The organism is Colwellia sp. NW0002-52-1 (genome assembly GCF_057550865.1).
In genome coordinates this window covers 15,493-36,961 of the sequence record NZ_BAAJLU010000007.1, presented here as the reverse complement: position 1 = coordinate 36,961, position 21,469 = coordinate 15,493, and the positions used below count along the sequence as shown (strand labels likewise).

General features: G+C 37.2%; 19 protein-coding genes. 13 read left to right on the top strand and 6 right to left on the bottom strand.

Going from position 1 to position 21,469, the window contains the following annotated elements:
* Nucleotides 1-93 precede the first annotated feature (93 nt).
* The gene (locus tag AC27H3_RS08850) at nucleotides 94-600 is read right to left on the bottom strand and encodes a TlpA disulfide reductase family protein (protein WP_487105442.1); all 507 of its coding nucleotides are present in this window, start codon (nucleotides 598-600) and stop codon (nucleotides 94-96) included.
* A 184-nt stretch (nucleotides 601-784) separates the two neighbouring features.
* Here AC27H3_RS08850 and AC27H3_RS08845 point away from each other — a divergent pair, with 184 nt between their 5' ends.
* A complete protein-coding gene (locus AC27H3_RS08845) occupies nucleotides 785-1,291 on the top strand; it encodes a hypothetical protein (RefSeq protein WP_487105440.1) in 507 nt (168 codons plus the stop codon).
* Nucleotides 1,292-1,298: 7 nt separating this feature from the next.
* Here the strand turns inward: AC27H3_RS08845 and AC27H3_RS08840 are convergent, their stop codons facing one another.
* Nucleotides 1,299-1,664: a hypothetical protein gene (locus tag AC27H3_RS08840; RefSeq protein WP_085303316.1), complete on the bottom strand. Its 366-nt coding sequence runs from the start codon at nucleotides 1,662-1,664 to the stop codon at nucleotides 1,299-1,301.
* Nucleotides 1,665-1,836: 172 nt separating this feature from the next.
* Here AC27H3_RS08840 and ompR point away from each other — a divergent pair, with 172 nt between their 5' ends.
* On the top strand, nucleotides 1,837-2,562 hold the full coding sequence (gene ompR / locus AC27H3_RS08835; protein ID WP_085303318.1) for an osmolarity response regulator transcription factor OmpR: 726 nt from the start codon (nucleotides 1,837-1,839) through the stop codon (nucleotides 2,560-2,562).
* A 139-nt stretch (nucleotides 2,563-2,701) separates the two neighbouring features.
* The gene (envZ, locus tag AC27H3_RS08830; RefSeq protein ID WP_487105437.1) at nucleotides 2,702-4,000 is read left to right on the top strand and encodes a two-component system sensor histidine kinase EnvZ; all 1,299 of its coding nucleotides are present in this window, start codon (nucleotides 2,702-2,704) and stop codon (nucleotides 3,998-4,000) included.
* Between the two features lie 232 nt (nucleotides 4,001-4,232).
* Here envZ and pckA read toward each other — a convergent pair whose 3' ends face one another.
* Both pckA and AC27H3_RS08820 read right to left on the bottom strand, forming a co-directional pair.
* Nucleotides 4,233-5,843, bottom strand: coding sequence for a phosphoenolpyruvate carboxykinase (ATP) (gene pckA / locus AC27H3_RS08825; RefSeq protein WP_487105435.1), 1,611 nt, complete (start codon nucleotides 5,841-5,843; stop codon nucleotides 4,233-4,235).
* Nucleotides 5,844-6,302: 459 nt separating this feature from the next.
* On the bottom strand, nucleotides 6,303-8,891 hold the full coding sequence (locus tag AC27H3_RS08820; protein WP_487105433.1) for a penicillin-binding protein 1A: 2,589 nt from the start codon (nucleotides 8,889-8,891) through the stop codon (nucleotides 6,303-6,305).
* A 131-nt stretch (nucleotides 8,892-9,022) separates the two neighbouring features.
* Here AC27H3_RS08820 and AC27H3_RS08815 point away from each other — a divergent pair, with 131 nt between their 5' ends.
* The 9 genes from AC27H3_RS08815 to AC27H3_RS08775 all read left to right on the top strand — a co-directional run bounded on the left by AC27H3_RS08815 (nucleotide 9,023) and on the right by AC27H3_RS08775 (nucleotide 17,886).
* Complete coding sequence (locus AC27H3_RS08815; RefSeq protein WP_487105431.1) at nucleotides 9,023-10,102, top strand: pilus assembly protein PilM; 1,080 nt, start codon at nucleotides 9,023-9,025, stop codon at nucleotides 10,100-10,102.
* Nucleotides 10,090-10,668 carry a PilN domain-containing protein gene (locus AC27H3_RS08810; RefSeq protein ID WP_487105429.1) on the top strand — a complete coding sequence of 193 codons (579 nt, stop codon included), beginning with the start codon at nucleotides 10,090-10,092 and terminating at the stop codon, nucleotides 10,666-10,668. The genes AC27H3_RS08815 and AC27H3_RS08810 overlap by 13 nt, the downstream gene beginning before the upstream one ends.
* Nucleotides 10,668-11,273 carry a type IV pilus inner membrane component PilO gene (locus AC27H3_RS08805; protein WP_487105428.1) on the top strand — a complete coding sequence of 202 codons (606 nt, stop codon included), beginning with the start codon at nucleotides 10,668-10,670 and terminating at the stop codon, nucleotides 11,271-11,273. Before AC27H3_RS08810 ends, AC27H3_RS08805 begins: the two co-directional genes overlap by 1 nt.
* A complete protein-coding gene (locus tag AC27H3_RS08800; RefSeq protein WP_487105426.1) occupies nucleotides 11,273-11,806 on the top strand; it encodes a pilus assembly protein PilP in 534 nt (177 codons plus the stop codon). The genes AC27H3_RS08805 and AC27H3_RS08800 overlap by 1 nt, the downstream gene beginning before the upstream one ends.
* Nucleotides 11,807-11,841: 35 nt before the next feature.
* Nucleotides 11,842-13,863 (top strand): type IV pilus secretin PilQ, encoded by a 2,022-nt coding sequence (locus tag AC27H3_RS08795; protein WP_487105424.1) that lies wholly within the window; start codon nucleotides 11,842-11,844, stop codon nucleotides 13,861-13,863.
* 144 nt (nucleotides 13,864-14,007) lie between these two features.
* Complete coding sequence (gene aroK / locus AC27H3_RS08790; RefSeq protein WP_085303335.1) at nucleotides 14,008-14,526, top strand: shikimate kinase AroK; 519 nt, start codon at nucleotides 14,008-14,010, stop codon at nucleotides 14,524-14,526.
* 11 nt (nucleotides 14,527-14,537) lie between these two features.
* Complete coding sequence (gene aroB / locus AC27H3_RS08785) at nucleotides 14,538-15,602, top strand: 3-dehydroquinate synthase (RefSeq protein ID WP_487105421.1); 1,065 nt, start codon at nucleotides 14,538-14,540, stop codon at nucleotides 15,600-15,602.
* A gap of 21 nt (nucleotides 15,603-15,623) precedes the next feature.
* A complete protein-coding gene (locus tag AC27H3_RS08780) occupies nucleotides 15,624-16,985 on the top strand; it encodes a hypothetical protein (RefSeq protein ID WP_487105419.1) in 1,362 nt (453 codons plus the stop codon).
* Between the two features lie 79 nt (nucleotides 16,986-17,064).
* Nucleotides 17,065-17,886 (top strand): Dam family site-specific DNA-(adenine-N6)-methyltransferase, encoded by an 822-nt coding sequence (locus AC27H3_RS08775; protein WP_487105417.1) that lies wholly within the window; start codon nucleotides 17,065-17,067, stop codon nucleotides 17,884-17,886.
* Between the two features lie 130 nt (nucleotides 17,887-18,016).
* Here the strand turns inward: AC27H3_RS08775 and AC27H3_RS08770 are convergent, their stop codons facing one another.
* Nucleotides 18,017-18,208, bottom strand: a complete 192-nt coding sequence (locus AC27H3_RS08770; protein ID WP_487105415.1) for a DUF2970 domain-containing protein — start codon at nucleotides 18,206-18,208, stop codon at nucleotides 18,017-18,019.
* A 323-nt stretch (nucleotides 18,209-18,531) separates the two neighbouring features.
* Between AC27H3_RS08770 and AC27H3_RS08765 the strand changes: the two genes are divergently transcribed.
* Entirely contained in the window at nucleotides 18,532-19,986 is a 1,455-nt protein-coding gene (locus AC27H3_RS08765) for a hypothetical protein (RefSeq protein WP_487105413.1), read from the top strand.
* Nucleotides 19,987-20,034: 48 nt separating this feature from the next.
* Here the strand turns inward: AC27H3_RS08765 and argE are convergent, their stop codons facing one another.
* Nucleotides 20,035-21,195, bottom strand: a complete 1,161-nt coding sequence (gene argE, locus AC27H3_RS08760) for an acetylornithine deacetylase (RefSeq protein ID WP_487105411.1) — start codon at nucleotides 21,193-21,195, stop codon at nucleotides 20,035-20,037.
* Nucleotides 21,196-21,469 lie beyond the last annotated feature (274 nt).

Below are 21,469 nucleotides of genomic sequence, written 5' to 3'. Positions count from 1 at the left end.
TTAAAAAGCGAGCTTCGAGCTCGCTTTTTGCTGTCTGATTATTACATCTAACATACAATATAAGGTTAAATGGTAAGCCATTTAAGAAGAACACTAGTTTGAACTATAGGGTATAGTTAATAATGCTTTAAGCTCATTTTCGTAGGCGAGTTGTTTGGTTTTATTAAAACCAACGTGTGTGCTAACGATTTCCCCTTGTCGATTGATAATAAAGCTACTGGGCATTCCTTTAAGTTGATATTTTCTTGCGATTAAACCTTTGGGATCATAAATCACCGGGAAATCTGCGGGTATTTCCGCTAAAAATTCTTTGGCGAGTAATCGACTGTGATCTAAATTAATACTGATGATAGTTAAGCCTAGTTCCTTATACTGTGCTTTTAAATCATTCATCCAAGGAAATGACTTACGACAAGGAATACACCAAGAGGCCCAAAAATCGACATAAACAACCTTGCCTATTTCATTTTCTAACTGCTGGTCTAATAACTCAATTGTATTAGTGCTAGTACTTGCGTTAACATTATCGGTAGCCGATAACGGCTTTGAAAGCGTTAAAATTGTTATAAGAATAAAGCATATGTTTATTTTTTTTATCACGATATAACTAACCTTGTGCGGACTTTATATAGCGCTATTTAACCACGTTAATGGGTATTCACAAAGTTTGGTTGTGAGAGTTTATATCCAGAGCACTAAAAGCTGATATTTCACCTGAGTTTTTGAATTAGCTTACGGTTGAAATCTTTCAGGTTAGGTCAAATATCATTAGTAGGAAGGTTTTATGTTCAGTCAAATAAGTAAACAGATAAGAAGTCGTTTTAGTGCCTTACTGATAACTCTAGCGACAACTATTGTTATGTTTAGTACGTCTTTGCAAGCAGCAGAAAATCAAACACTCGATAGAAACCAATGGTTAAAAGCACGATTTGGTGCTCAGCATGAAGCACTTATCCCTGTGGTTGCTGTGGCAGACATGTTGTTTGGTTGCCAACAACAAAAAAAAATAAATGAAAATTTAACGATTAAAGCGTTAATTACTGAATTAGATCGAAATACCCTAGCTGAAAAACTAATTACCTGTTTGGCAGGAGAGTCGCTTAAATCAGAGGTGTCATTAAATTATGGTTTACATGGTTGCTTTCACGAACAATTTTTACACCTTTCTGACGAGCAAAGGCAGGAAAAAATGCATTTAGTCACCGCAAGTATTGCCGAGTTACCAAAAGTTGAGCGACAAAAAAGCTTTACTAAATGTGTAACCGATCAAGCGATTAATTACTTAAAATAAGTTTAAATTAAGGCTTAGGTGTTTTTTTGTCATCGACAAATGCGCTAGGAAGAATTTCAACACCGACTAATCGGCCGATTTTTATCATCAGAGGAATCGTGATCGGCGCAAAAGGTAAAATAGCGAAAATACCAATACCTAAGCCTTTTAAAATATCAATAAACTGTTGGTTAGCAATACGCATTTCCTCTGCACTTGCGTTACGTTTAGTGTAACGCTTATAAGTACTGAGCATGGCTCTTGTTTCAACTTTTTCTTGTGCTAAGGCGATTTTAACTTTGATCATACTGCGTTTAATGCGGATGATATTACGCCTTTTACTTATGCGTAAAACTCTAAAGGGTACTTTGTGAAAATGGTGCCAAATTCTCATTCGCGTATTCTCCCACAATAATTAACCAAAGCAAGTAATACAATTCTCTAAACTAAGGTGAAACATAATTTGTAACAAATGCTAGGTGCTTGGTACTGCATAGCTTTTTATATTTGAAGTAATATGACTTATAGTTAACATAAGTTTAAAAATAACCAATGGAACAAGTATTATGGGACATGAAACACCGAAAGTTTTGGTAGTAGACGATGATATGCGTTTACGCGCCCTACTAGAGCGGTATTTAGTTGAGCAAGGCTTTGTCGTTCGAAGCGCAGCTAACTCCGAGCAAATGGATAGGTTATTAGAGCGTGAAAACTTTCACTTATTAGTCCTCGATTTAATGTTACCAGGAGAAGATGGCTTATCTATATGTCGTCGTTTACGCCAAAACTCTAACGACATTCCTATTGTTATGTTAACAGCGAAAGGTGATGAGGTTGACCGCATTATTGGTTTAGAGTTGGGCGCCGATGATTATATGCCCAAACCTTTTAACCCGCGTGAATTATTAGCGCGAATTAAAGCCGTATTGCGTCGTAAAGTGCAAGAAGCACCTGGCGCACCATCTCAAGAAGAAAATATTATATCTTTCGGTGACTATCAATTGAATCTTGCTACGCGTGAAATGGTGAAAGGTGATGTAAATATGCCTTTAACGAGTGGTGAATTTGCCGTATTAAAAGCATTAATCACGCATCCCCGAGAACCCTTGTCGCGTGATAAACTAATGAACCTTGCACGTGGTAGAGATTACTCAGCTCTTGAGCGTAGCATTGATGTTCAAGTGTCGCGCTTACGACGTATGTTAGAAATTGACCCTGCAAAACCTCGCTATATTCAAACGGTTTGGGGGTTGGGGTATGTGTTTGTTCCTGAAGGAAAGTCTGTCGCATAGACTTTTAGTCGTTGTTTTATTTTGAAGGCTTTGCTGTTGAGTTCAAGATGGTTTTTACTAAGCCGATTTAGCCGTAAGATTTTATAAAATAAATGGCACTAAATAAAGACATGAAAAATTCTAACAGTAGTAGAGGTTTATGAAAATATTGCCACGCAGTGCCTTTGGTCAAACGGTGCTCTTAATTGGGTTCTTATTATTAATTAACCAAGTAGTATCGTTTATATCTATGTCGATATACATTATTCAACCTAATGCACAACAAGTAAACCAGTTGCTTGCTAAGCAGGTGCGAGTCGTTTTTATCGATATTGAGGATGAAGCGATAAGCCCTGCGATGGGTGAAGCATTTCAACGAGAAACCGGTATTGGGGTTTATCGTGAAGCCGCAGCAATGAAGTTAGGCTTACAAGATGCAATTTTTTACGCTTTTCGTTCTGAAGAAATGTCAGATCTACTCGGCGGGCCTGCAGAGGTTAGGATCTCACAAGGCGATGAGTATTTATTTTGGATCCGCCCACCTCAAGCACCAAACTATTGGGTTAAAATTCCGCTTAATGGTCTAGAAGAAGAAAACTTTTCTCCACTTATTTTTGTGTTAATGATTCTAGGGATTTTGAGCGTCGCGGGAGGATGGGTTTTTGTTCGGCAACTTAATCGACCAATAAGAGCATTACAATATGCTGCTCTTGACGTGGCACGTGGTGACTTCCCCAAGCCATTAAAAGAGCGAGGCACAACTGAAATTGTGGCGGTGACTCGTGCTTTTAATCACATGTCGAAAGGTATCAAACAACTTGAGGATGACCGGAATTTATTGATGGCTGGTATATCGCATGACTTAAGAACGCCATTAACTCGAATTAGATTAGCCACTGAAATGATCTCCCAACGGGATGAGTTTTTGAAAGAGGGTATTGAAGGCGATATTGAAGATATGAACAGCATTATTGATCAATTTATTGATTATATTCGTCATGACAGCAAAGACAAAGCTGAGCTAGATGACATTAATAAATTGATTGACGAAGTGGTTCAGTCAGAGAGTATTTTAGAGCGTGAGATAGTTTTCAACGCCGAACACTTACCGAATATTCCGCTTCGTTATGTTGCAATGAAAAGAGCCGTAGCCAACTTAATTCAAAATGCCCTGCGTTATTCCCAAGGTAAAGTGACGGTAACTACTTATTACGACAAAGATAAACAAGAAGTGTGTTTTTGTGTTTTAGATGAAGGCCCTGGTATTCCTGAACTTGATATTGAACGTTTGTTTCAACCGTTTACCCAGGGTGACCAAGCAAGAGGCACCGAAGGTAGTGGTTTAGGTTTAGCTATTATTAAGCGAATAGTCGACACTCATAGCGGCCGAGTTGAATTATCAAATAGAAAAGAAGGCGGTTTAAAGGCTCAAGTTTGTTTGCCGATTAGCCATGACTAGCATTGGTTTGATAGCAAGTTGATTAATTAGCTGCTCATTTTTAATGGTTAATATAAATAACGCTACTAAATTTTATGCTTTGTAATTCTGCATTTTTACACAGGAAAAAGTAGTTCACTTAATTAATCAGAAGGGTATATTCTCTGCTGTTAAAGCTCAGCATTTAAGAGATAAAAAAACCGTCGAATATTCGACGGTTTTTAAGTTTTTCGCTATTGTAAAACGGGCTTAATTACAGTTTTGGGCCAGCTGCAACCAATGATTTACCGTTATCAGTATCAGTAAACTTATCAAAGTTATTTACAAAGCGTTTAGCTAAGTCAGCAGCTTTACCTTGCCATTGATCGGCTTGGGCATAAGTATTACGAGGATCTAAAATGTTATCGTCAACACCTTCAATGCTGGTTGGGATATCTAAATTAAATAAAGGTAAAACTTGTGTTTGTGCATCGTCAATTGAGCCATCTAAAATAGCATCGATAATTGCACGCGTATCTTTAATTGATATACGCTTGCCGGTGCCATTCCAACCGGTATTAACCAAGTAAGCTTCTGCACCAACAGCTTGCATGCGGTTACGTAATACTTCCGCATATTGCGTTGGGTGTAAGCTTAAAAATGCAGCACCAAAACAGCTTGAGAAAGTTGGTGTTGGCTCAGTAATACCGCGCTCTGTACCCGCTAATTTGGCTGTGAAACCAGATAAGAAGTAATATTCAGTTTGCGCTGGTGTTAACTTGGCAACTGGAGGTAATACACCAAAAGCATCTGCAGTTAAGAAAATAACTTTTTTGGCATGACCTGCACGAGAAACCGGCTTAACAATATTATCAATGTGATGAATAGGGTAAGAAACACGGGTGTTTTCTGTTTTTGAGTTATCGTCAAAGTCAATTTGACCTTTTTCGTTAACCGTAACGTTTTCTAATAATGCATCGCGACGAATAGCATTGTAGATGTCAGGTTCGTTTTCTTTACTCAAATTAATGGTTTTAGCGTAACAACCACCTTCAAAGTTAAATACACCGTTTTCATCCCAACCATGTTCATCATCACCAATTAATTGGCGCTTAGGATCAGTTGAAAGCGTAGTTTTACCCGTACCAGAAAGACCGAAGAACACGGCTGTATCGCCATCTTCACCAACGTTAGCACTACAGTGCATAGATGCTATGCCTTTTAAAGGTAATAGGTAGTTCATCATTGAGAACATACCTTTTTTCATTTCGCCGCCGTACCAAGTGCCACCAATTAACTGAACACGCTCAGTAAGGTTAAAGGCCACGAAATTTTCAGAATTTAAACCTTGCTCTTGCCAGTTAGGGTTAACAGCTTTTGCACCATTCATTACGATGAAATCAGGTTCGTAAGTTTTCAACTCATCATCGCTTGGGCGAATAAACATATTTTTAACAAAATGAGCTTGCCAAGCAACTTCAGTAATAAAACGTACTTTTAAGCGTGTAGATTCATCCGCACCACAGTAGGTATCAACAACAAATAAACGCTTACCTGACAATTGTTCAGTTACTAGGCCTTTTAAACTGTCCCAAGTTTCTTGTGTCATGGGCTTATTGTCGTTTTTACCTTGATCTGACCACCAAACCGTATCACGGGTAGTATCGTCAAGAACAATGTATTTATCTTTTGGAGAGCGGCCGGTAAAAATTCCAGTATCAACTGAAACTGCGCCAAGTTCGGTAACAATGCCTTTATCACAACCTGTGAGGTCTGATCTAGTTTCCTCAGCAAAGAGTAACTCATAAGAAGGATTGTAAACTATCTCTGCAACATTATTGATGCCGTATGAAGATAAATCGATTGAGTTTTCTAAAGCTGCCATTGCGAATTCGCTCCTAAAATTATGACGATAATTAAATGTTTAGTTTCGGTGTTCCGAGTTTGGAGGATAATTTTATGCGATCAATCAGCAAAACGAAAGCGTTTTTTCTTTCGTTTTGAAAGTTTTCATACTTACTTTCATAATTTACAGGCATAAGTATAAAGATAATAGGATGCAGAAAAAATTTCTAAATGGTGCTTAATGTAAGGGGTGGTGCATTATTTGTTTTGAATCAAAGGTTTGTGTATTGTTTGCGTTTGACTATATGGTCAAGAATTTTTAGTTTGATTAGGATTGTTGCAGGGTATAAATAAATAAAATATTCGGGATAAATTTCGAATAGAAACAAATTTTGAGTTTGAATTGTTATATAACGAAACTTATCGTGAGGTTTGTTGACCTTTCAAACATTCAATAGCTTTCGAATTAGCTAGTATGAAAGATCAACATTTGTTGGAACTAGTCGAAAATACTATCTTCAACATTGATGACGGCATCTTCGCCGTCAAGAATTTCACTACTGATATCTTGTCTTATATATTCAGTAGGTGCCGTACCTAATTCAAAATACTCAAAACGGCTAGATTTATCGGTTTTAGTGGTTAATTTTCCTGATGCTTTGTCTATACGTACAGACAATAGCGCTTCAGGTTGCTCAAAAGGCTCAACAGGAAACTCAGTTAATGCCACCTTCATAAAGTTTATCCAGGTAGGTTGTGCTGATTTCGCTCCGAACTCTTTACCTGTGGTTTGGTCTTTATCAAGATTACTGTTATAGCTCGATTGTCCAAGGTTTCGGCTCGGATTGTCAAACCCAATCCATGAGGTTGTAACTATTCTGCGACTGTAACCTGAGAACCATGCATCTTTTGCTTCATTAGTTGTGCCTGTTTTACCGGCGATATCGCGACGTTTTAAGACACGAGCACGAAACCCGGTACCTTGCCAAAACGGTTTAATATTCCAATCTGCACCCCAAATAGCTGAATTAAGTGCTTCTGTTATTAAAAAGGCATTCTGTGCACTAATTATTCTAGGTGCTTTATTTATCGGAGGAGTAGCAAGCGCTAAATCATCAAAACTATCAGAAGTATTTAAATTAAAAATGTCTTCGCTGTTTAAAGGTGCATTTGATGATTCTGAAACTTTATCGATTGACTCATCACAATTATCACAGGCTATGGCTGGGTTCGCTTGAAATAATACTTTGCCAAATGAATCTTCAATACGCTCAATTAAATAAGGCTTAATTAAAAAACCACCATTGGCAAAAGTTGCAAAGCCAGTAGCTACTTCTAATGGTGTTAAAGAGGCTGAGCCTAATGCTAAAGATTCATTACGTGGTAAGTCGTTTGGATTAAAACCAAAAGTAGCCAAATAAGGTATGATCTTGTCGAGACCAACTTCTCTTAGGAGACGAACGGCTATAACGTTTTTCGATTGTGCTAACGCTAACCTAAATCGTATTTCACCATTATAAACCGGCGGTGAGTTTTTCGGTCGCCAAACAACACCTGAACTACGATCCCACTGATTAATAGGAGCATCATTAACTATTGATGCCAAGTTATAACCGTTTTCAAGGGCAGCGGAGTATATAAAAGGTTTTATATTAGAACCGACTTGTCGCTTAGCTTGGGTGACTCGATTAAATTGACTTTGATTAAAACTAAAACCACCAACTGCAGCTTTTATGGCGCCATTATCAGTGGCAAGCGATACTAATGCGGCGCTAACTTCGGGCAATTGGCTTAATCGATAACCTGATTCAACGGCTGAAACCATTACAATATCGCCTGTAGTCAAAATTTCCTTAGCTAACGAAGGCGGTGCTGCTTGTTTGTCGTCATTGATATAAGCTCTGGCCCAAGCAAGACCCTGCCAATCAATATTTACCTCTGAGCCATCTTGAAGTCTAACTTTAGCTGATTGCTCCATTACTTGTGTTACAACAGCCGGTACAATTGAATGATAACTATCAAATGATGAAAGCGCTTCAATTGTTTCATTAGCTGTTATAGGTTTTATTTGGGTGTTATCTGATGCCATTGCGGTCGTTACCATTTCATCAGCAGGGCGTATCGTTGCTAAAGGTCCTCGGTAACCATGACGCTGGTCGTATGCAAAAATGTTATTTACAACGGCTTCTTGGGCTGCAGCTTGTAATTTTGATGTTACGGTTGTAAATACTTTATAGCCACCGGTATATGCCGCTTCTTTGCCAAAACGATCAACCATTTCTTGATGCGCCATTTCGGCAATATATGGTGCGCTTAATTCAATTTCTGCACCATGCTTAACTGCTGTAACAGGCTCTTGATTTGCAGCGGATAATTGCTCTGAGGTAATATATCCTGCCACATACATTCTTTGTAATACCACAGCTCGGCGTTTCAATGCTCTATCAGGACGACTAATAGGGTTCAATGTGGAAGGGGCTTTTGGTAGACCTGCTAAAACGGCAATTTGTGCGAGCGTTAACTCTTTTACTTCTTTTCCGTAATATACTTGCGCAGCAGCACCAAAACCAAAAGATCGATGGCCTAATGAAATTTTGTTCATATAGAGCGTAAGTATTTCATCTTTAGTTAATAAACTCTCAATGTGAAAAGAAATAAATATTTCTCTAATTTTTCGTACATAAGTCTGTTCACGGGTAAGAAAAAAGTTTCGAGCAACCTGCATGGTAATGGTACTTGCACCACCTCTATTTTGCCCGGTTAATTGACCAATAATGGCTCGGCCCATACCGATAGGGTCAACACCAAAATGCAAATAAAAACGGTCATCCTCAGTTGCTAATATCGCATTAATTAATTGCTGCGGCATCTCATCTAAGGTTAAAGGAATTCTTTTCTTTTCACCGAATTGAGAAATGAGTTTGCCATCTGAACTAAAAATTTGCATTGGCGTTTGCCATTGCAAATCTTTCAGTGATTCAACACTCGGCAAACTCGAGCGCATTGAGAGATAAATTCCGGCGAGTGCTAAAAATCCGATAAATATCAACACAGCACCCGTTTTAAACAGGTTTTTTATAGAAAACACAAAAAAATGCTCGATAAAAGTTATAAAATTGGTGTAATAGTACTAGTATATCCTGTAAAAGCATGTAATAAATGTATTTATACCAATTTTTTACCTAATATTATTATAATAAAATGTTCTAGTAGGATTCTATGTTAAGTAGTTTATGGAAAAAAAAGACCTCCTTAATGGTTGGAATTGACATTGGTTCTCACTCTATTAAAGCTGTTTTGCTGAACCAAAATGAAGGCGGATACGTCCTCGAAACTGTCGCGATTGAGCCAATGCCAAGAGGCGCCATTGTTGATAGAGAAATTCAAGATATTGACGCTGTCGGTAAAGTGGTCGCTAAAATAAGAAAAAAAATATCATCTTCGGTGGGGCTCGCAGCTTCAGCTGTTTCGGGTCAAACGGTTATTACTAAGATCATTTATATGGATGTTTCCTTAAATGAGCAAGAATTAGCAAGCCAAATAGAAATTGAAGCAGACAGCCTGATCCCATACCCACTTGATGAAGTAAGCTTAGATTTTGAGTCACTTGATATTAATGAGTCTGATCCAAGTAAAATTAACGTATTACTGAGCGCAGCGCGAACTGAATCTGTAGAAGCAAGAGTGGCAGCTTTAGAGGCAGGTGGCTTTGATACCAAAGTTATTGACGTTGAATCATACGCTATTAGTAGAACGTATGATTTAACCTTAAACCAATTGCCCGATGATGCCGCTGATAAAGTCATAGCTACTGTAGATCTTGGCGCAACAATGACTTTATTTTCAGTCACCGAGGCAGGTAATCATATTTATAGCCGAGATCAATTGTTTGGCGGCGAGCAATATACACGCTCAATTGTCTCTTATTATAATAAATCGTTTGAAGAAGCTGAAATAGCTAAATTAACCGATGATCTTCCCCCTAACTACACTTTTGAAGTTTTAGCTCCATTTCATACCATTTTAGTTCAACAAATTCGTCGCGCGATTCAAATGTTTCTTACAACGAGTGGTAAAGCAAAAATTGATTATTTAGTCATTTCAGGTGGTAGTGCCTTAGTTGAGGGTGTAGAACAACTGCTCACTGAGGAGTTAGGAATTCATACCGTAATTGCTAACCCATTTACCGGTATGGAAATTTCGAGTTTAATTAATAAAGAAGAATTAGCGAAAACTGCACCACGCTTTATGGTAGCAGCAGGTTTAGCGTTAAGGAGTTTTACACCATGGCATATATAAATCTATTACCATGGCGCGAAGAAGCCGAAAAAGCTAAACAACGTGAGTATTTCACTGTTTTAACTGTCGTCGCCTTAGTAGCGTTTGTAATTGTGTTCTCTGTAAATCAATTTTATCAGATGCGAATTGATGGCCAGCAACAACGTAATCAATTTTTACAAAACGAAATACAAATTTTAGACTTACGCATTTCAAAAATAAAATCGCTTAACGAAAAGAAAAAAGAACTTCAAAAGCGCACAAGTGTTGTTGAACAATTACAACGTAGTCGAAATGTAGGTACACAAGTTTTAGACGAAATTGCAAAAGTGGTACCAAATGGTATATACCTTACACGTTTGGAAAAGCAAGGTAACAGTTTAAATATTATCGGCAAAAGTGAATCAAATAACCATTTAGCGAATATGATCAGGGAAATAGAAAGCTCTGATTTATTTGAAGATGCGATACTTGAGTCTATAACTTCAAACGATGCGAAAAGTAAATTATTAAGTGATTTTAAAATGCGTGTTCGAATCAAAGGTTTGATTAATTTAAATGAATCTACTAATCAAGGAGCGCCATAATGAATTTTGACTTATCGGAATTTATGGAGCAATTTGATGGCTTAGAGCTTGATAATATTGGACAATGGCCGAAGGCGGCTAAAATTGTATTATCGATATTCTTAGTTATTTTAGTGTTAGGTTTAGGTTACGTTTTAATGATCAGTGATCAAATTAAACAACTAGAACGTGTAACTTTAGAAGAGACGACACTAAAACAACAATATCAAGCTAAATATCATATCGCCGCTAATTTAGAGTTGTTTGAACAACAAATGATAGAAGCAGAAGCGATGTTTGCTAATCAATTAAAAAGTTTGCCAGAAAGTCATGAAACACCTGGCTTACTTGATGATATAACTTTTGTTGGCACAACAACCGGCCTTGATTTTGTAAAATTGAATTGGCAACCAGAAATAGAGCAAGAGATTTATATTGAGTTACCTATCGATATAGAAGTCATAGGCTCTTATCATGAGTTTGGTCAATTCGTAAGTAGAATTGCTGGGCTACCACGTATTGTTACATTGCACGACTTCGACATTAATTTACAAAAACAAGCATCAGGTGATTTAAAGTTAAAGCTTCAGGCTAAAACCTACCGTTATAGGGAGGCTGCAGAGTAATGAAAAAATTAATTTTATTAAGTGCTGTTATGCTAACTGGCTGTTTTAGTGACACTGACGATTTAAAACAACATATTGCTACAGTACAATCAGGCACCAGCAATACAATTGAGCCGATGCCAGAAGTTAGGGTTTTTGACCATTTTGATTACTCTGCTGATGTTTTACGTAGTCCATTTGACGTACCTAAACCAGAAGCTATTCAAGAAAAAATTCAACAAATGTCAGGTTGTTTAAGTCCAGATCCGCGTAGAAGAAAACAGCCGTTAGAAAAATATTCTCTGAGTAGTTTAGTGATGCGTGGCACGCTAGGTGAGCTAGGTGTTACATGGGCACTCGTAGAAGCGTCTGACAGCACTTTACATAGAGTTGCTGTTGGTAGCTACGTAGGGTTAAATCACGGTAAAATTACCACGGTAAGCCAAGATAATGTAAAAGTATTAGAGTTAATCCCAGATGGCGCTGGGTGCTGGGTTGAGCGTGAAACTGTCGTTACCATGACGCAGACAAGTGCAGAGGGGCAAAGGAATTAATGTTGCTATTTAATAAAATAAAAAATGATAATCTTATGACACATTTCAAAAAAATGAAGTTAGTTACAATCGCTTATTTATGTGCCTTTAGCACTTTTTCTTGGGCAAGTGAATTAACAGGCATCAGCTATAACACTATTCAAAATAATGAAATTGAACTGGTATTTGAGCTTTCAGATAAGATTGTTGTACAACCCGAAGTTAGTACTTCGATGTCACCTGCGCAGGTTAGAATTACCTTTGATGCAGATCAATTTAGCCCTACGGTTGCTGAAACACTGATCGATCACGCTGGCGTTAATAATATTCAAGTACAAAAAATAGCTGGAAAAGTGGTTGCTGACGTTAATTTGCAACATTTGTCAGTTTTTGATGTAGTGCAAAAAGACAATACTTTTGCTTTAACTTTAAATACAGGTCAAGTAAATCAATCGGTAACACAGTTAATTCCGCTTGGGCATGGTTTTATCAATCAAATAGATAATATTGATTTTAAACGTGGTCAAGAAAATGAAGCGCAATTATTGGTTAAACTTATTGATAGCAAAGTAGCGGTTGACGTAAGTGATAAACTTGGCAAGCTTTACATTGAATTTCATAACACTGAGATTTTAGATGACTATATTTATAAATTAGATGTGACTGATTTTGGTACCTTGGTTACCGGAATAGAAACATTTAGAGAAGGGCGTAATGCACGTTTAGTTGTTGATATTAACGGCCCATTTGAGTACAAACATCAACAATTCAATGATGTATTTTCATTAACGGTAAATGCTAAAGTTAAACAAGATGGTTATTTAGGTGAAGAAGAAACTTTTAGTGGCAGAGCTATCTCATTAAACTTTCAGGATATTTCCGTACGTACCGTATTACAAATAGTTGCTGATTATAATGGCTTTAACTTAGTGACCAGTGACACCGTTGCGGGCAATATTACCTTACGACTAGATGGTGTTCCTTGGGACCAAGCACTCGATATAATTTTAAAAGTTAAAGGCTTAGATAAACGCATGGAAGGCAACATTTTAATGGTTGCACCAAGCGATGAATTAGCCGCTCGAGAAGCTAGAGACTTACAAGCACAGCAACAAGTTGAAGAATTAGCGCCGTTATATTCAGAATATGTACAAGTAAATTATGCTAAAGCAGCAGAGTTTGCGGCCCTAATAAAGAATGAAGAAAACAGCATATTATCGCTACGCGGAAGCGTTAGTGTTGATGAAAGAACCAATACCTTATTAATTCGCGATACGGCAACCAGTATTGAAGATATTAAACGTATGGTTTCGGTATTAGATATTCCTGTTCGCCAAGTTATTATTGAATCTCGTATGGTAACGGTAAAAGATAATATTAACGAAGAGTTAGGTATTCGCTGGGGTGTTACGGATACAGGTTCAGACTCTTCAACATCAGGTTCATTAACGGGCGCCGATAATGCAGGTAATGGCATAATACCTTCTTTAAGCGATCGACTTAATGTTAATTTACCTGTAGCTAACCCTGCGGGAAGTATTGCATTTCAAGTTGCGCGTTTAGCCGATGGTACTATATTAGATCTTGAATTGAGTGCGATGGAAAAAGAAAACAAAGGCGAAATAATTGCCAGTCCGCGCATAACTACGGCAAATCAAAAAGAAGCCTACATTGAGCAAGGTGTTGAGATACCTTACCAAGAAGCGGCTTCTAGTGGTGCAACATCAACTCAGTTTAAAAAAGCGGTACTAAGTTTAACGGTAACACCTCACATTACACCGGATGACAGAATTATTTTGGACCTTGTGGTAACGCAAGATACGGTATCTGATGTTTCAAATGGCACAGCACCAGCTATTGATACTCAGCGTATCGGCACACAGGTATTGGTTAATAATGGCGAAACAATCGTACTAGGTGGTATTTATCAGCAACAAATTATTAGTTCTGTATCAAAGGTACCTGTTTTAGGTGATATTCCATATTTTGGTTGGATGTTTAGGAATAGTAGTAACTTCAATGAGAAGAAAGAACTACTAATATTCGTTACACCACGCATAGTTACGGAAAGATTTTAAGTTAATTTGCATGTAAGGTGGTGTTTTCACCTTACATGCTTGCAATTTGTACCCAACAATTGCGATAATTGCGCCCTTGAAATTTTCGAGGGAGGTTCCCTCTTACCTGTTCACGTAATAAATAAACGAGTATTAATTAATCTAATGGCAGAAAAACGTAATATTTTCCTTGTAGGCCCAATGGGCGCAGGCAAAAGCACCATTGGTAGAGAATTAGCAGATAAGCTACATTTAGAGTTTTTTGATTCCGATCAAGAAATTGAGCGCCGTACTGGTGCAGATATCGCATGGGTTTTTGATCTAGAAGGCGAAGAAGGCTTTCGACTAAGAGAAGAATCAGTCATTGAAGACTTAAGTGAAAAACAGGGTATTGTTTTAGCTACTGGCGGTGGATCTGTGATCAGCCCACAAGTACGCAATCGCTTATCAGCACGCGGTATTGTTGTTTATCTAGAAACCACGATAGATAAACAAGTTGCACGTACGCAAAGAGACCGTCGTCGTCCGCTTCTCCAAACTGATGAAGAACCAAGAACTGTACTTGAAAACCTAGCTGTTGAGCGAAATCCGTTATATGAAGAAATTGCCGATGTTATTGTGCAAACGGATGACCAAAGCGCGAAGGTTGTTGCAAGTAAAATAGTAGAACGTTTAGACTTTTAAACATAATACTTATGACCACTCTTCAAGTTAAGCTTGGCAAACGCAGCTACCCAATCTATATAGACAGCGGGTTACTATCAAATAGTAAACTGCTGTCTAGTCATATCCGTAGTAAGCGAGTTTGCATTGTTAGTAATAACATTGTTGCACCACTTTATCTCGAGCAAATGAAAGCCAGCTTAAAGGATTTCGATGTAGATGAAATCGTTTTACCTGATGGCGAAGCTCAGAAAAGTTTAGCAAATTTTGAGCTTATAATGTCTCATCTACTCGCGGGTAATCACGGTAGAGATACTACTTTGATCGCTTTAGGTGGTGGTGTTATTGGTGATATCACCGGTTTTGCTGCCGCATGCTATCAGCGTGGTATTGATTTTATTCAAGTGCCTACCACAGTATTGTCGCAAGTTGATTCCTCTGTTGGCGGTAAAACTGCAGTAAATCATCCATTAGGTAAAAATATGATAGGCGCGTTCTATCAACCTAAGGCTGTTTTTATAGACTTAGCGAGCTTAGTTACATTGCCTGTTAGAGAGTTTAACGCAGGTATGGCTGAAGTGATCAAATATGGCATACTCGGCGATGGTGAGTTTTTTACTTGGCTTGAGCAACATATAGATGCAATTAAAGCCGGTGATAATAAAGTCTTAATGCAAATGATTGAACGTTGTTGCCAATGTAAAGCCAATATAGTTGCTGAAGATGAAACAGAAGCTGGTGTTCGTGCATTATTAAATTTAGGTCACACCTTTGGCCATGCCATTGAGGCTGATCAAGGTTATGGTAATTGGTTGCATGGTGAAGCAGTTGCCACTGGCATGGTACTTGCTGCTAAAACTTCAGTAGCAATGAATTTGCTTGAAGTGTCAGATCTTCGTCGTATTGAAGCTTTACTAAATGCTTTTGATTTACCGTTAATCGCTCCCGAAAATATGGGATTTGATGAATTTATTTGTCATATGCGTCGCGATAAAAAGAATTTAGCCGGTAAACTTCGATTTATCCTTCCGACCGCCATAGGTCGTTCTGAAATCAACGATGATGTTAGCGTGGAGCTCCTTCAGCAAATTCTGTAATTAATTCAGAATAGGTGAAGCATGTCGGCGTTAACAAAAAACATTAATATATCTGACGATAATACCAGCGTCACTAAAATTAGTGCCCAAGCACGCATCGATTATATTTTACGTTTTTCAAAGCAAGCTATTCTTGTTATTGACGAAAGCGTTGAACAGAACACAACCATATCTAATCAACTTTTAGCAAACTTACCTGAGCAGCATAACGTTGCTTATGTTGCGCTCTCTTCGCAGTTCAACAATATTCAAATTCGTTGTCGTATTATCGAACAGCTATATACTGGCGAACTTTTTGATCCAGAAATTTCGTTAGCCGTAAGTGTGATTAATTTAGCAAAAAAATCAAAACAAAGTATCAGCATTGTGCTCGATAGAGCTCAGCATTTATCTTTACAAATTTCACATGAATTAACGCAATTAGCTTTAATTGCTAAAAAATCAAACTTAACTGTAAATGTTGTTATGTTTGGTTCACTACAAGCGGGTAGAAATATTGCTATTAACAAGAGCTTATTTGATAATAAACTCTCATTATTATCATCGCAATCAGGGCAGTTGCTTTCACCAACTTCGACAATATTTAAAAAAAGTTCAATCAAATGGTCTTTCAGTAAACGCAATAAATGGCTATTAAGTGCAGCAATACTTTTAATTTTGATATCTGCATTAGTGATTAAACTATTACAATTAGACAGCTTTAACTTTGCGAAACCAATAACAGCATTAAGTACAGATAATGTATCGCTAACCAAGACTTTGTCGCAACCGCAAACGATGGTGATAGAAAGTAAAAATGTTAGTCAATCAAATTCAGATATCACAACAGATGAAATAATAAAAACATATGAGAGGGCTGTACCAGCAGATATTTATTTATCGCTAGTAAGCCCTAAGACAGTAGTAATTAAGAAAAATGAACCATTACCTGCTACATCATTCGATATTATTTCAGCAATAACTACAAACGAAACAGATACTTTAATAGAGACTCAAATTAAGAATGCAATGAATGTATTGCCGCAAGAAGAACAGAGTGCAGTCACAACTTCTAGAGCAGCGATTAATAGGACGAATAGTTTGCAAGTGGACAATGACTTTTATGCAGATAAAACAGGTTATGTTATCCAACTATCTGCGTTCAGTGATTTAGCCCTTCCTCAGGAATATTTAAAGGCCTTAGATAGCATTGAATATCATATTTATCAGCGGCTATTAAATGATCAGCCACTTATGGTATTCACCAGTAAGGTTTATGCTGAAAAATCAGCTGCACAAGCTGCGTTATCAACTTTACCGGTGTCGCTTTTGTCTAGACAACCATGGATCAAGCCAACGAGTATAGTTAATAACGAAATCAATGCATTTCAGAGCTCCCAATAATAACTAATTCAGGATACAATTCACCCTTACTTTTCAGATACTAATCATCTGGTATTAATTTTTAGAGTTTGTAGGTGTCATGAAGAAGAAACATCGAGCGTTTTTAAAGTGGGCAGGTGGGAAATACGCTTTAAGCGATGTCATAAATTCTATGCTACCAAAAGGAAATCGTCTGATTGAGCCTTTTGTTGGCGCTGGTTCAGTATTTCTCAATAGTAATTACGACGAATATCTGTTGAGCGATATAAATCAAGATCTTGTAAATCTTTATCGTATCGTGCAACGAACACCTGATAAATTTATTGCAGATGCTCGCCGATTTTTTACACCTGAATATAATCAGGCTGAAAAATACTATCAACTTCGTAAAGAGTTTAATGAAAGCACAGATCCCTACTTTAGATCTTTAGTTTTTCTTTACATGAATCGCCATGGTTATAATGGCTTGTGTAGATATAATAAATCAGGTGGTTATAACGTGCCTTTTGGTAAATATAAACGCCCTTATTTTCCTGAAGAGGAACTGATATTTTTTGCTGAAAAAGCTAAGAAAGCTGTATTTATTTGTGATGGATATCGCCAAACTTTTGCTCATGCTAAATCAGGTGATGTGATTTACTGTGATCCGCCTTACGTGCCGTTAAGTAAAACAGCAAGTTTTACCAGTTATTCAGGTAATGGTTTTGGCCTAGATGAACAAGCTGACCTTGCAAATGTTGCTGAAGAAGTCACTAAAGCTAAAACATCTAACATTACAGTACTTATTAGTAACCACGATACGATTTGGACAAGAAAAATATATGAGCACGCAAAAAAGCAGCAATCGATAGAAGTCTCTAGAACTATTAGCCAAAAAGGCAATAAGCGAAATAAAGTCGCTGAACTTCTTGCACTTTACTAAGCTGTATTAGACGTATCAACAATAGTCGTTAGTTACGCTGCTGACGATAAAGTGCTATTACAATGAGTAATAGACTAAATAACGCCGGTACTCTGAAATATCAGCTGATAAAGTTAAGCATAGAGTATGCTTAACTTGGTATAACTAAGCTTACAATAACGACTAATGAAGTTATAAAAAGTACAACGGCTAAAATACCGGCGATAACAAAATGGCTAAATTTACCTTGAGTAAAATCTCTTTTTCTATTTTTATCACTTTGAACACCAAAAAATGCTGCACCTACACTTTTTAGTGTTTCTTTAAAGTTACTTGAAGACATCAATTATCCTTAATGATTAACGAGCTTTACGGCATAGTTATCACAGTATGTTCTAATGCTGGACTGCTATCAAGTTGGTCGTTCTAGCCTAATCAGAAAAAAGTAGCCGCTATGTTTGTTAGCAGTTATTAAATTACCTTAATTAGTAAGATTATGTAATTTGTTATTTTTTATACTTTTATATTGATATTTTCATTATTTTGCTTATGGTTAAGTAGAGTATGTAAAATTAAATAACACGATTTACAACCAATTCAAGGATTGTAAAGTTGTACTGTATTAGCACTATACCAATAGGTATTATTTTTAGTTGAATGGAATTAATGTCAAAATATTTAGCCGGTGATACTAATTTTACAGCTAAGGTCAAAATTTTACTCAGTAAAATTTATGGTCGCAGCCCTTTAAAAGACTCAGTCTTGGAAAGGGCTATTAGTTATTATGAATTAGAAGGAAACGCACAAAATAAAATTCATAAGCTTAATACCGAAATCTCCAAATTAAGCAAAATTGGTAGCGAGAAGAGTAAAAATAAAGTGACGCGTTTGGAACGTGAAAAACGTGATTACCTGCAAGCTTTACGTCAAGAAAGTAACGAAAGAGCTCAGCATTTACAACTTATATGTCGCGATATAATTGAAATATGTGAAGGTGAAACTCGTGCCGATACTAATAAAAAATCGGCAGAACTGCTTGGTACCATACAGCTTTTATCGCCAACAGAAGGAAGCAAGGTTGCCTCAGTAAATGAGCGGAATAAACCCTTATATCGAGGCGTGCTCTCTTTAAGGTTACTCGACCAAATTTGCTTAAAAACACTTACATCAGGGGCTTATTTAACACAAGAGCTCAGTAAAATATCAGGGTATAACTATCAAGAGCTTCGAAGTGAGAACGAAGCAGCGTATCTGGAATTTGTAGACCATGTAAAAATTCCCATCTTAATGGCGGCCATTCTGCAAGATATAGGTAACTATCACCCTGATGCCCAGAAAATTATGAAAGGTATTGATGGCACAAAAAATGTTTTTCGTGGTTTAACAGTAGAAGAGCGAAAAGCTTTATTGCAAATTAATTATCGTGAAACGATGAAATACCTCATTAATGGTATTGGTATCGTCATGTATCTAGGAAACTCTAAAGAAGAGCGAGATACTTTTACAAAAGTTGAAACGAATAAACTACGCTTTGTTAAACAGTTGCTTAAAGGTAGTATTCAACCCAAGCTAGGTGTAGGCAATATATTAAAAATACCTCAAATATATACGGCGATTATTTTATCTACTAAAGAAAACTATAATTACAAATTATTGCCGAAAGTCTATCAAGCGCTATATCAGAACGCGGAACGTGGCAATTGTTGTCGAAGCGTCGTTGATAGCTTATATCAAATAACCGGCGATTTCCCGCAAGGATATGGTGTAATTTATATTCCTAATGATACGGAACAAAGTGTACGGTACGAATATGCGATTGTAACTCAGCTTTACCCAGAAGTACCTAATGAGCCAACATGTCGTATAGCAACTCGGCAATTATCCTTTATTGGACACGGGCATGACCTCGTCGTAAAGAAAACTAATAACCTTTACTTTGTAGAAACTGCGAAAGAGTTTTCTAGTATTAACAAAGAAAGGCTGAATGAAATTTTAGAACTACTATCTTCAAATTATCTTGAGCGAAAAAAACTCGATTTATTGCCACGGTGTTGGCAGCCAGACGAGTTTTTTACACAGAAAGTGAACCAAAAACTTTGGAATCGTATTCGCTATAGTTGAATGCTAGTCATTTTTTTTAGTCTGTCAGCCTTTATAAAAACAATCTAATTAAAAGCAATAGTGATGAATTACTTTTGTCAGTAAGCGCTCTGTTTTTGTAATTTCACTGTGAGCTAAATATTCATTAGGTTGGTGCGCTTGGTCAATTGAACCTGGCCCCATAACAATAGTTTGACAACCCAATTGTTGAATAAAAGGGGCTTCAGTTGCGTAATTTACGGCGCAACAACTATGTCCTGAAAGCTTTTCTGCAGTAAGTACTAAATCACTTGTCGCGGTTTGTTCAAAACTTGGCGAGCTTGGGTCTAGTTCATTGATCGATAATCTACCAGGGTATTTCTCTGCTATAGGTTGTAATGATTTTGATAACCAAGAGACTAATTCTTCGTCTTTCATACCAGGTAAAGATCGCATGTCAATATCGAGTTCACAATGTCCACAAATTCTATTAGCGTTATCGCCACCATGAATGGCACCTAAGTTCATTGTTGGCGTTTGAACATCAAAAGCTTCATTTTGATAACTTAGGTTAAGCTTTTCTCTTAACTTGAATAACTCGCCAATAACTTGATGCATTATTTCAATTGCATTAACCCCACTGGCAGGTTTACTGGAATGGCCAGCTTGCCCTTTAATGCTAATTTTATGAGACATATGCCCCTTATGCATAATTACCGGCACCAAATTCGTTGGCTCACCTATAATGGCAACATCAGGCTTTATAATGCCGCTGTTAGCAAAAAAACGCGCGCCTGCCATGGTGGTTTCTTCATCCGCGGTGGCTAAAACATATAATGGCTTCTTTAATAACTTCAGATCTACTTGCTGGCAAACTTGTAAAATAAATGCAAAGAAGCCTTTCATATCACAACTGCCAAGACCGAAGAGTTTGTTATCGCTATCAGTAACTTTAAGCGGATCAGATAACCATCTATTTTCATCAAAAGGAACGGTATCACTGTGGCCCGCAAGTAATAAGCCTCCATCGCCAGAGCCTAATTTAGCTAGCAAATTAAACTTACCTTTAGTGTTAGGCACGGCTTGAATAGTAATATCAAACCCAAGGGTTTCAAACCAAGCGGCTAATAAGTTGATGACACTTTCGTTACTTTGATCCCAGCTTGCTTGCGATGAACTAATACTAGGTTGTGCTATTAACTGGCTCATAGCTTGAGTAAAGCTGGGTAATTTAAAATGCGTATTTTTCATTATATAGAGTAACCTAAAATTAATTTATGGGTAGTTATGCTATTTAGTTGCATAACTAGTTATATGATGATACTTTAGCTCCATAATGTAAATAGCCTAATTTAACCACACTATGAAAATGTATGTAATGTATTCAACTATGCGACGACGATAGAGTTATATATTAGGTCTTGGAAGTCATGGCTTTTTAGTTAGTCTATTAAATATCTTAATAATAACTAAGAAGTAATCGGTCAAAGTTGAATAGAATTGCAAACGTAGCGTGTAAATAACA